Below are 11,787 nucleotides of genomic sequence, written 5' to 3'. Positions count from 1 at the left end.
CATGACCGACCTCGAATCCCACCTCGCCCCGTACGCCGCCCACTCGTCGCAGTCGCGGGGGCGGGTGCATGCCGAACCGGCGTCGTCGTCGCGCAGCGAATTCCAGCGTGACCGCGACCGCGTGATCCACAGCACCGCGTTCCGGCGCCTGGAGTACAAGACCCAGGTGTTTGTGAACCATGAGGGCGACCTGTTCCGCACCCGGCTCACGCACAGCCTGGAGGTGGCGCAGATCGCGCGGTCCATCGCCCGTAACCTGCGCGTCAACGAGGATCTGGTCGAGGCGATCTCACTGGCGCACGACCTTGGACACACGCCGTTCGGCCATGCCGGGCAGGACGCGCTGAACCTCTGCATGAAGAACCACGGCGGTTTCGAGCACAACCTGCAGAGCCTGCTGGTGGTGGACGAGCTGGAGGAGCGCTACGGCGGCTTCAACGGCCTGAACCTGACGTTCGAAACGCGTGAGGGCATTCTCAAGCATTGCTCGCGGGTCAACGCGGCGGCGCTCGGGGAGCTGGGGCGGCGCTTCTTGGAGGGCGCGCAGCCGTCGCTGGAGGCCCAGCTGGCCAATCTGGCCGATGAGATCGCGTACAACAACCACGATATCGACGATGGCCTGCGCTCGGGGCTGCTGACGCTGGAACAGCTCGACGAAGTGCCGATGTGGGGCCGCCACCGGGCCGAGGTCACGGCCGCATTCCCGGGCATCAATGGCCGGCGCGCCATCAATGAGACGGTTCGCCGCATGATCAACACGCTGATCGTCGACCTGATCGAGACCACCGGGCGCAATATCGCCGCAGCCAACCCCAAGAATATCGATGCGGTGCGCGCCGCCGGGCCGCTKGTCGCCTTCAGCCCCAAGGTCCACGAGGAGGCCGCGGCGCTCAAGCGCTTCCTGTTCCGTCATCTATATAGGCACTATCTGGTGATGCGGATGTCCGCCAAGGCCCAGCGGATCATTTCGGACCTCTTCGGGGCCTTCATGCAGGACTCCCGCCTGTTGCCGCCGCAGTACCAGGCCAGCCATGGCGGCGACCAGCCGCGCCTGATTGCCCATTACATCGCCGGGATGACGGACCGCTACGCGATTCGCGAGCACCGCCGGATCTTCGCCGTCAGCGAGAGCGACTGATCCCGCCACGTCCCGAATTAAATGGGGACGGATCAGGCTATCATGCGGGGATTGCTGATTCACGTTCCTCGAATCCCCCGATGGCGCGCCTTCCCCGATTCTCCCCAGCCGGCTTGCCGGCGCTCGTGTTGCAACGCGGCAACAATCGTCAGCCCGTGTTCCTGGGCCCGGACGACTACCTCCATTACCTCGATTGCCTGCGCATGGCCGCGCGCGAGCATGAACTGGCCGTCCATGCCTACGCGCTGCGCCCAAACCATATCCATCTGGTGGCCACGCCCAAGGGGCTCGATTCCCTGAGCCTGGCGATGCAGGCCGTCGGCCGMCGCTACGCGCGGCACTTCAACCGGGTGGCCAATCGCACCGGCACGCTCTGGGAAGGGCGCTTCCGCTCGGCCGTGATCGAACCCAATGCCTGGCTGCTGCCGGCCATGCTCTATGCCGAAGGCAACGCGCTGCGTGCCGGCGAGGTGATGACGGCCGAAGCCGAYCGCTGGAGCAGCTACCGCCATCACGCSGGCATCGAGTCCAGCCCGCTTGTGAGCGATCACTCTGCCTACTGGGAGCTTGGCAACACGCCTTTCGAGCGCCAGTCGAACTATCGCGCGCTCACTGCCGAAGGGCTGTCCGGCAAGACGCTCGCCACACTGCGCAAACATGCCCATAGCGGGTGGCCGCTCGGCAACGAAGCCTTCCTGGCGCAKCTGGAGCGTCACGCCACGCGGCGCGTGCAGCCGTTGCCGAAGGGCCGGCCGCGCCGCGCCAGCGAGGAAGATCTCGACGAGGCWCCGGCCACCGATGCACCAGCCTGAAGAWYAAGTGCGCAAAAGTTAATGTGTCCCCATTAAAAATGCGCCCTGAACCGGGGCGATTTTTAATGTGTTCTGACCCCATTTAAAATTTTTGCGATACATTCCCGATTCTCATATAGTTGCTCCACCCACAGTCATTGTGCGGCGCGTCACGCTCGTGTACGCCGCTGCGGTCCCGCTGCCTGCCATCCGCCCGTCAAAGAGGCGCCTGCATCCAGCCACCCCCGTTCGGTCTGCCTTGCCGCGCGCGCTGCCTTCACCGGAATTCAGCCCGTGGACCACTCGCAACACCCCGCCGATCCCATCGATACCGCCGCCCGCCCGCAAGCGCAGGGCCTCTATGACCCGGCCAACGAGCATGACGCCTGCGGCGTCGGCATGGTTGCGCACATCAAGGGCCGCAAGTCGCACGAGATCATCTCGCAGGGCCTGAAGATCCTCGAGAACCTCGACCATCGCGGCGCCGTGGGTGCCGACAAGCTGATGGGCGACGGCGCCGGCATCCTGATCCAGATCCCGGACCAGTTCTACCGCGAGGAAATGGCCAAGCAGGGCGTGACCCTGCCGCCGAACGGCGAGTACGGCGTGGGCATGATCTTCCTGCCGAAGGAACACGCCTCGCGCCTGGCCTGCGAGCAGGAGCTCGAGCGCACGGTGCGCCTGGAAGGCCAGGTCGTGCTGGGCTGGCGTGACGTGCCGGTGGACTGCAACATGCCGATGTCCCCCACGGTGCGCACCACCGAGCCGGTAATCCGCCAGATCTTCATTGGCCGTGGCCGCGACATCATGACCACGGACGCGCTGGAACGTAAGCTCTACGTCATCCGCAAGACCGCCAGCCACGCCATCCAGGCGCTCAAGCTCAAGCACGGCAAGGAATACTTCGTGCCGTCGATGTCGGCCCGTACCGTGGTGTACAAGGGCCTGCTGCTGGCCACCCAGGTGGGCGAGTACTACCTCGACCTGCAGGACCCGCGCGCCGTCTCGGCCCTGGCCCTGGTGCACCARCGCTTCTCCACCAACACCTTCCCGGCCTGGGAGCTTGCCCACCCGTACCGCATGGTCGCCCACAACGGCGAAATCAACACGGTCAAGGGCAACGTCAACTGGGTCAACGCGCGCACGGGCGCCATCTCGTCGCCGGTGCTCGGCGACGACCTGCCCAAGCTGTGGCCGCTGATCTACCCGGGCCAGTCGGATACCGCATCGTTCGACAACTGCCTCGAACTGCTGACGATGGCCGGCTACCCGCTCGTCCACGCGATGATGATGATGATCCCGGAAGCSTGGGAACAGCACACGCTGATGGACGACAACCGCCGCGCGTTCTACGAGTACCACGCCGCCATGATGGAGCCGTGGGACGGCCCCGCCGCCATCTGCTTCACCGATGGCCGCCAGATCGGCGCCACGCTGGACCGTAACGGCCTGCGTCCGGCCCGTTTCTATGTGACGGAAGACGACGTGGTCGTGCTGGCCTCGGAAGCCGGCGTGCTGCCGTTCCCCGAGTCGCGCGTGGTGCAGAAGTGGCGCCTGCAGCCCGGCAAGATGTTCCTGATCGACATGGAACAGGGCCGCATCATCGACGACAAGGAGCTCAAGGACAACCTGGCCAAYGCCAAGCCGTACAAGAGCTGGATCGATGCCGTGCGCATCAAGATGGACGAACTCGAAGCCAAGCCCGAGGACGTGGCCGCCGAGAAGAAGCCCGTGGCGCCGCTRCTGGACCGCCAGCAGGCCTTCGGCTACACGCAGGAGGACGTCAAGTTCCTGATGGCGCCGATGGCGCTGGCCGGCGAGGAAGCCACCGGCTCGATGGGCAATGACTCGCCGCTGGCCGTGCTGTCGTCCAAGAACAAGACGCTGTACCACTACTTCAAGCAGCTGTTCGCCCAGGTGACCAACCCGCCGATCGACCCGATCCGCGAGAACATGGTYATGTCGCTGGTGTCGTTCATCGGCCCGAAGCCGAACCTGCTCGAACTGAACAACATCAACCCGCCGATGCGCCTCGAAGTGTCCCAGCCCGTGCTGGACTTCAAGGACATCGCCAAAATCCGCAACATCGAGCACTACACCGGTGGCAAGTTCCGCGCTTATGAGCTGAACATCTGCTATCCGACGGCATGGGGCAAGGAAGGCATCGAGGCGCGCCTGGCGTCGCTGTGCGCCGAGGCCGTTGATGCCGTGCGCTCGGGCTACAACATCCTGATCGTGTCCGACCGCCGCGTCGATGCCGATCATGTGGCGATTCCGGCACTGCTGGCGACGTCGGCCATCCACCATCACCTGGTGGAGAAGGGCCTGCGCACGTCCGCCGGCCTGGTGGTGGAAACCGGCTCCGCGCGTGAAGTGCACCACTTCGCGCTGCTGGCTGGCTACGGCGCCGAGGCSGTCCACCCGTACCTGGCSATGGAAACGCTGGCYGACATGGCCRCCGGCCTGTCKGGCGACCTGTCGCCGGAGAAGGCGGTCAAGAACTTCGTCAAGGCCATCGGCAAGGGCCTGTTCAAGGTGATGTCCAAGATGGGCATCTCCACGTACATGTCCTACACCGGCGCGCAGATCTTCGAGGCCATCGGCCTGTCGCGCGAACTGGTGCAGAAGTATTTCCACGGCACGCCGTCCAACGTGGAAGGCATCGGCATCTTCGAGGTTGCCGAGGAAGCCATCCGCCTGCACCGCGACGCGTTTGGCAACAACCCCGTGCTCGAGTCCATGCTCGAAGCCGGCGGYGARTACGCCTACCGCGTGCGSGGCGAGGAGCAYATGTGGACGCCGGAYTCGGTGGCCAAGCTCCAGCACTCGGTGCGCGCCGATGACGGCAAGGGTGCCTACCAGACGTACAAGGAATACGCGAACATCATCAACGACCAGAGCCGCCGTCACATGACGCTGCGTGGCCTGTTCGAGTTCAAGGTCGATCCGTCGCGCGCCATTCCGCTCGAGGAAGTGGAGTCGGCCAAGGACATCGTGMAGCGTTTCGCCACGGGTGCCATGTCGCTCGGCTCGATCTCGACCGAAGCCCACACCACGCTGGCCGTGGCGATGAACCGCATCGGCGGCAAGTCGAACACCGGCGAAGGCGGCGAGGACGAGAAGCGCTACCGGAACGAACTGCGCGGCATCCCCATCAAGCAGGGCGATACCCTCAAGGGCCTGCTGGGCGACCACGTGATCGAGCGTGACCTGCCGCTGCAGGCAGGCGACTCGCTGCGCAGCAAGATCAAGCAGGTGGCATCGGGCCGCTTTGGCGTGACCGCCGAGTACCTGGCGTCGGCCGACCAGATCCAGATCAAGATGGCCCAGGGCGCCAAGCCTGGCGAGGGCGGCCAGCTGCCCGGCCACAAGGTGTCGGACTACATCGGCAAGCTGCGTTACTCGGTGCCGGGCGTGGGCCTGATCTCGCCGCCGCCGCACCATGACATCTACTCGATCGAGGATCTGGCACAGCTGATCCACGACCTGAAGAACGTGAACCCGGTGTCGGACATCTCGGTCAAGCTGGTGTCCGAAGTGGGCGTGGGCACCGTGGCGGCCGGCGTGGCGAAGGCCAAGGCCGACCACGTGGTGATCGCCGGCCATGACGGCGGCACCGGCGCTTCGCCGTGGTCGTCGATCAAGCACGCCGGCACGCCGTGGGAGCTGGGCCTGGCCGAGACGCAGCAGACGCTGATGCTCAACGGCCTGCGCAACCGCATCCGCGTGCAGGCTGACGGCCAGATGAAGACCGGCCGCGACGTGGTGATCGGCGCGCTGCTGGGCGCTGACGAGTTCGGCTTCGCCACGGCACCGCTGGTGGCCGAGGGCTGCATCATGATGCGCAAGTGCCACCTGAACACCTGCCCGGTGGGCGTGGCCACGCAGGATCCGGCGCTGCGCAAGAAGTTCCAGGGCAAGCCCGAGCATGTGGTGAACTTCTTCTTCTTCGTTGCCGAGGAAGCGCGCGAGATCATGGCCCAGCTGGGCATCCGCACGTTCGATGAGCTGATCGGCCGCGCCGACCTGCTCGACATGCGCAACGGCATCGAGCACTGGAAGGCGCGTGGCCTGGACTTCGGCCGCATCTTCTATCAGCCGGCGTTCGCCGCCGACGTGCCGCGCTTCCATACGGACGTGCAGGACCACGGTCTGTCGGTGGAAGCCGGCAAGGCGCTGGACCATGTGCTGATCGCCAAGGCGCGTCAGGCCATCGACAAGGGTGAGCGCGTGTCGTTCATCCAGCCGGTGAAGAACGTGAACCGCACGGTGGGCGCGATGCTGTCCGGCGTGATCGCCAAGCAGTATGGCCACGAGGGCCTGCCCGACGACACCATCCACATCCAGCTGCAGGGCACGGCCGGCCAGTCGTTCGGCGCGTTCCTGGCGCACGGCATCACGCTGGATCTGGTGGGCGACGGCAACGACTACGTCGGCAAGGGCCTCTCCGGCGGCCGCGTGATCGTGCGCACGCCGCACGAGTTCCGCGGCGACCCGACGCGCAACATCATCGTCGGCAACACGGTGCTGTACGGCGCCATCGCCGGCGAGGCATTCTTCAACGGCGTGGCCGGCGAACGTTTCGCGGTGCGTAACTCGGGCGCCGTGGCGGTGGTCGAGGGCACGGGCGACCACGGTTGCGAGTACATGACCGGCGGCACGGTGGTCGTGCTGGGCGGCACGGGCCGCAACTTCGCGGCGGGCATGTCCGGCGGCGTGGCCTAYGTCTATGACGAGGATGGCCTGTTCGACAAGCGCTGCAACACGTCGATGGTGGCGCTGGAGGCGGTGCTCGCCTCGGCCGACCAGGAGAAGGGCCAGCCCAAGTCGCAGTGGCACAAGCAGGGCGGCAAGCGCGAGCTGGACGAGGTGATCCTGCGCAACCTGATCGAGCAGCATTTCCGCTACACCGGTTCGGAGCGCGCCAAGGCGCTGCTGGCGGACTGGACCACGGCGCGCCGCAAGTTCGTCAAGGTCTTCCCGACCGAGTACAAGCGCGCCCTGGGCGAGATGTACGCCAAGGAGCAGGCCGCCCGCGACAACGACCGCGAGGCGATTGCCGCCTGACGGCGCGCATCGGCCATCCCCACGAGACGACGCCGCGCGGCATGCCCGCGGCGCCAACAAGATACTGACCCCACGCGAGGCCGGCCCCGCCGCCTCGCGCCAGCTAGACCAAGGACGCAACATGGGTAAGGCGACTGGCTTTCTCGAATTTCCCCGCCAGAACGAAGGCTATGAGCCGGTAGTCAAGCGTGTGAAGCACTACAAGGAGTTCGTCTTCGCGCTGTCCGACAGCGAGGCGAAGATCCAGGGTGCACGCTGCATGGACTGCGGCATCCCGTTCTGCAACAACGGCTGCCCGGTCAACAACATCATTCCGGACTTCAACGACCTGGTGTACCGCCAGGACTGGAAGACGGCCATCGAGGTCCTGCACCAGACCAACAACTTCCCCGAGTTCACGGGCCGGATCTGCCCGGCACCGTGCGAGGCGGCCTGCACGCTCGGCATCAACGAGCTGCCAGTGGGTATCAAGTCGATCGAGCACGCCATCATCGACAAGGCCTGGGAAGAGGGCTGGGTGGCGCCGCAGGTGCCCGCGCACAAGACCGGCAAGACCGTGGCCGTGGTTGGCTCGGGCCCGGCTGGCATGGCTGCCGCGCAGCAACTGGCGCGCGCCGGCCATGACGTGACGGTGTTCGAGAAGAACGACCGCATCGGCGGTCTGCTGCGCTACGGCATCCCCGACTTCAAGATGGAGAAGACGCTGATCGACCGCCGCATCGAGCAGATGCAGGCCGAAGGCGTCACGTTCCGGGCTGGCGTGATGGTGACCGAAGGCGAACTGCCCGCCGGCATCGTGAACTACGCCCGCGAGACCATCTCGGCACAGTCGCTGATGGAGCAGTTCGACGCCGTGGTGCTGGCCGGTGGCTCGGAAGTGCCGCGCGACCTGCCGGTGCCGGGCCGTGAGCTGGCTGGCGTGCACTACGCGTTGGAATTCCTGATCCCGCAGAACAAGGAAGTGGCCGGCGACGCCCTGAACGACATCCGCGCGGACGGCAAGCACGTGATCGTGATCGGCGGTGGCGATACGGGTTCCGACTGCGTCGGCACGTCGAATCGCCATGGCGCGGTGTCGGTGACCCAGTTCGAACTGCTGCCGCAGCCGCCGGACGAGGAAAACAAGCCGCTGGTGTGGCCGTACTGGCCGATCAAGCTGCGCACGTCGTCCTCCCACGACGAAGGCTGCTCGCGCGACTGGTCCGTGGCCACCAAGGAATTCATCGGCGAGAACGGCAAGATCAAGGCCCTGAAGGCCTGCCGCGTGGAGTGGAAGGACGGCCGCATGCAGGAAGTGCCGGACAGCGAGTTCGTGCTGCCGGCAGACCTGGTGCTGCTGGCCATGGGCTTCACCAACCCGGTGGGCTCGATGCTGGAAGCCTTCGGCGTGGACACGGACGCTCGCAAGAACGCCAAGGCCTCCACCGAAGGCGACCGCGCGTACTACACCAACGTGCCGAAGGTCTTCGCCGCCGGCGACGTGCGCCGCGGCCAGTCCCTCGTGGTCTGGGCCATCCGCGAAGGCCGCCAGGCCGCCCGCTCCGTCGACGCCTTCCTGATGGGCCACACGGTACTGCCGCGCTGATTGCAGGCGTTCCAGGTAAAGAGCCCGCCCGGGGTTTCTCGGGCGGGCTTTTTGTTTTGTGGACGGGGTGGACTAGAGCGTCATGGTCCACGGTACAGCGGCGGCGGCGATCGTCAGCACCGCCATCCATCTCGCCGATGCGCGTCTCGCCCGGCATGCCATGCCGCTATCGCCAGGAAGACCATGGTTGCCAGGACCGCCTCGTTGCCTGAGGCGTCCTCGATTGCGCCACGCGGAATCGAGGGGGCCATCTCGTACATCCAGCTATACGAGTTGCCCGCTAGAGCCGCAAGGAGAAGCACTCCCCAGATGCAAGAAGCTTGGGCAAGCCAGCGGATCGCGGATCTCATGGCGTTTCCCAGGCGCCCGACTCGATCGCCCGTTCCAGCATGCCGACGGTCAGCGGCATCTTTTCGTACTTCAGACGAAGCTTCCGTGAGAACGGCATGGCGAGGATCTCGAGCRGGCTGAAGCCCTCTTCGCAGAAGTAACGCTGGAACGCATAGTCGCCACGCTCGATGCCGAAGTGCGTGAGAAATTCCTCCATGAAATCAAAGGCTTCGTCGCCGGTCAGGTCCAGATCGCGCTCAAGGCTGTCGGTGCGGGAAATGCGCTGGCCTTCCGGAAGGCCGGTGCTTTGCCGGATAAAGGCAGTAACTGCCGCAAGCGTGGCGTCTGTCATTAGAAGGCCCTGTCTTCGCTTTTGACCAAACGGTTGTACTGGCCCACTGAGTTAGCAGTGATGATGGCTACGTCTCGAGCGAAGAGTGCCCAGCCGAGAACCGGAACGGAGCGGCSGACGAAAGTGCCAAGGTTTCGCGTCATGAACACTTTGAGTTGTCTGACGCTCGCATTCGTGACAGTCGGCAAGATCYTTCGCTTCAGATCGTCATTCAGGTAGGTTCGCGCGAGTTTTGAAGCCACGGAGGTTCGCGGCGTGGCCCCGTGAAATTTACCTCGCATGGGCACCCAGTTCTGGCCCGCCAGAATCGCTCCAACAGTAGCGAAATCTTCAATCCCAAGCTGCTTGCAGGTTTCGTCGATGGTGACCAGCAGGAACAATTCTCCGGGCGAAAGGTTTTCGTGGATGCCATCGCGATAAGTGTTGCCCATACGTAGATCTCCAACTCTGTTGAGCTGGAAACCGTATCGCCACACCGCCGGTGAAGAAATCGGACTTCATCGAGTTCCCGGTCGGGCTTGCTGCACGTCAAACACGCGCGACGCGCTTGCCACCGCCCACCCTGTCAGCCTCCCGTCAGCCGCCAAACCTACGCTCCATGAGGATTGCATCTGCGCCGTAGGCGGCCAGTTTTTGGGCATGCGGGGTGGCGTCGTGTGCGGTCAGCGGGGCGTACCCGATCCTGCGCCACCAGGCGGCGGCGGACTGTACAGCGATGAGGCGTGACGACGTCAGGCCCAGCGCGCGGGCCGGTTGTTCGGCGGCGGCGTAGAGGMGGGCGGCCAGGCCGGAGCCTTGGCCGGCGGGGGCCACGGCCATGTCGTGGATGAACCAGGTGAGGGGCGCGGCGGGTGGCCAGTCGCGCGCCAGCACGCCGTCGAGCGGGGGCAGTGAGGCSTCCGGCCAGGCGTGGGTGAACAGGTAGGCGGCCAGCCGGCCTTCGGGCAGGGCGGCCACCCAGCAGGTTTCGGGCGACAGCGCGAGGCGGCTGGCGAGGGCGTCGGTGGATTCGATCAGCGTGGCGGCATAGCACTGCGCCTGGACGGCGAGCACGGCGGGCAGGTCGGCGGCCAGCATCCGCCGCAGGACAATTTCAGACATCGGGCGATTATAAAAGACCCATCCATTGCGCCCTGCGATCACCCATTGGGGTCCACCCGGCTATGGTTTACGTGGTCTGTGCCGTCCTGGGCATTGTTCGTACAATGCCCAAAAAACGATAACTAGAGACTGCCTCGAAATCCCTTTCAGCCGATTTGGTGCCATGRCCTTTGYGTCGTGGTCCGGAGGAAATTGATGCCCGAAGTGCGCAAAAGGTCGCGGCTTTGGCGAGGTAAAACGAAGTTGCCAACACTCGCTGCCTCCCCGGCGGCTCCGCGCCGTTCCTGGCGGGCCGTCCTGATGCTGCCCGCCTTCCTCGGTGCGGCAGTGGCATTCGCGCAGCCTCCCGTCGGACTGGCCACCGCACAATTCGCCAGCATTCCCAATGGCAGCCGCCCCGAGTTGCTGAACCGTTCCGTGTCGTTCCCGGCGCGGCCCATCCGCATGATCGTGCCGTTCCCGGCCGGCGGCGTGGCCGATGCCACGGCGCGATTGCTGGCCGAGCGTCTCGCGGTGCGCCTGGGCGTGCCGGTCGAGGTGGACAATCGCCCCGGCGCGGCGGGCACGATGGCCGGCGATGTCGTCGCCAAGTCCAGTTCCGATGGCCATACGTTGCTGTTCCATCAGGCCAACATGCTGATCCAGCCCGGCCTGGAGCCGGTGCCCTACGAYGTAGTGCGCGACTTCACGCCCGTGGCGCGCGTGGCCACGATGCCGCTGTTCCTCGTGATCGAYGGGCGCCTGCCGATGCAGACGCCGCAGCAATGGGTCACGGCGGTGCGGTCGAGCCCGGGCTCCTATAGCTATGGCTACGGCCAGCCCGGCAGCCCGTCCCAGTTCTATGCCGAATACGCCGTGCGCGGCATCCCAAGCGGCGTGCCGCTGGTGACGGCCAAGGGCGAGGCTGCCGTGGTCCTCGAAATGCTCGCCGGCCGGATCAGTGCCTGCTTCTGTTCGTATACAGCCGTGCAGAACCACGTGCGCAGCGGCGCGCTGCGCCTGCTCGGCGTGACCGGCGGCCAGCGCTCGCCGCTGGCGCCACAGGTGCCCACGCTGCAGGAAGCGGGTGTGGATGGCTATGGCGCCACCGCCTGGTATGGCGTGATGGCACCGGCCAAGACGCCGCGCGCCATCGTCGCCCGCCTGGCCACGGAGCTGGACAACGTCACCAACGAGCGCGAAGTGCGCGCGCGGCTGATGGCGTCCGGGCTCACGGCGGTGCGCGATTCGCCGGAGGCGTTCGCCACGGCCATCCGCGCCGACACCCTCCAGTGGCAGATGCTGGTGCGCCAGTCGACGCAGGGCGGGGAGCCCTGACCGGCCACTATCCGGCGATTTGTTCCATTTCGGGAACACTGTTGTCCGGACTGGAATGTAGTGGTCGCCACACAGCAACCCGCGCGTCTAGGTGGTAGCCCTTATA

Annotated in this window: 8 protein-coding genes; 5 read left to right on the top strand and 3 right to left on the bottom strand. The window is 65.7% G+C overall.

What is annotated here, in order from left to right:
• Position 1: 1 nt before the first annotated feature.
• The 4 genes from AB4Z27_RS19275 (at position 2) to AB4Z27_RS19260 (ending at position 8,581) form a co-directional block, all read left to right on the top strand.
• The gene (locus tag AB4Z27_RS19275) at positions 2 to 1,138 is read left to right on the top strand and encodes a deoxyguanosinetriphosphate triphosphohydrolase (protein WP_092299345.1); all 1,137 of its coding nucleotides are present in this window, start codon (positions 2 to 4) and stop codon (positions 1,136 to 1,138) included.
• 80 nt (positions 1,139 to 1,218) lie between these two features.
• On the top strand, positions 1,219 to 1,950 hold the full coding sequence (locus tag AB4Z27_RS19270) for a transposase (protein ID WP_441645035.1): 732 nt from the start codon (positions 1,219 to 1,221) through the stop codon (positions 1,948 to 1,950).
• A gap of 378 nt (positions 1,951 to 2,328) precedes the next feature.
• The gene (locus AB4Z27_RS19265; RefSeq protein ID WP_441645043.1) at positions 2,329 to 6,996 is read left to right on the top strand and encodes a glutamate synthase-related protein; all 4,668 of its coding nucleotides are present in this window, start codon (positions 2,329 to 2,331) and stop codon (positions 6,994 to 6,996) included.
• Positions 6,997 to 7,117: 121 nt separating this feature from the next.
• A complete protein-coding gene (locus AB4Z27_RS19260; RefSeq protein ID WP_441593421.1) occupies positions 7,118 to 8,581 on the top strand; it encodes a glutamate synthase subunit beta in 1,464 nt (487 codons plus the stop codon).
• A 346-nt stretch (positions 8,582 to 8,927) separates the two neighbouring features.
• On the opposite strand, the gene AB4Z27_RS19255 is transcribed toward AB4Z27_RS19260, so the two are convergent.
• The 3 genes from AB4Z27_RS19255 to AB4Z27_RS19245 form a co-directional block, all read right to left on the bottom strand.
• On the bottom strand, positions 8,928 to 9,263 hold the full coding sequence (locus AB4Z27_RS19255) for a DUF1493 family protein (RefSeq protein WP_441645034.1): 336 nt from the start codon (positions 9,261 to 9,263) through the stop codon (positions 8,928 to 8,930).
• Positions 9,263 to 9,694, bottom strand: coding sequence for an STM2901 family protein (locus tag AB4Z27_RS19250; protein WP_441645033.1), 432 nt, complete (start codon positions 9,692 to 9,694; stop codon positions 9,263 to 9,265). The genes AB4Z27_RS19255 and AB4Z27_RS19250 overlap by 1 nt, the downstream gene beginning before the upstream one ends.
• 145 nt (positions 9,695 to 9,839) lie before the next feature.
• Positions 9,840 to 10,364: a GNAT family N-acetyltransferase gene (locus AB4Z27_RS19245; RefSeq protein WP_441645032.1), complete on the bottom strand. Its 525-nt coding sequence runs from the start codon at positions 10,362 to 10,364 to the stop codon at positions 9,840 to 9,842.
• A 195-nt stretch (positions 10,365 to 10,559) separates the two neighbouring features.
• On the opposite strand from AB4Z27_RS19245, the gene AB4Z27_RS19240 reads away from it, so the two are divergent.
• Complete coding sequence (locus AB4Z27_RS19240; protein ID WP_092299324.1) at positions 10,560 to 11,681, top strand: tripartite tricarboxylate transporter substrate binding protein; 1,122 nt, start codon at positions 10,560 to 10,562, stop codon at positions 11,679 to 11,681.
• Positions 11,682 to 11,787 lie beyond the last annotated feature (106 nt).

The organism is Cupriavidus sp. KB_39 (assembly GCF_052114485.1).
Taxonomy (GTDB): domain Bacteria; phylum Pseudomonadota; class Gammaproteobacteria; order Burkholderiales; family Burkholderiaceae; genus Cupriavidus.
This window is presented reverse-complemented; position numbering and strand designations above follow the sequence as displayed.

What these genes read in the sequence shown, in the direction of transcription:
- AB4Z27_RS19260 (WP_441593421.1), top strand. Translation starts at nt 7,118, where the DNA reads ATGGGTAAGGCGACTGGCTTTCTCGAATTTCCCCGCCAGAACGAAGGC.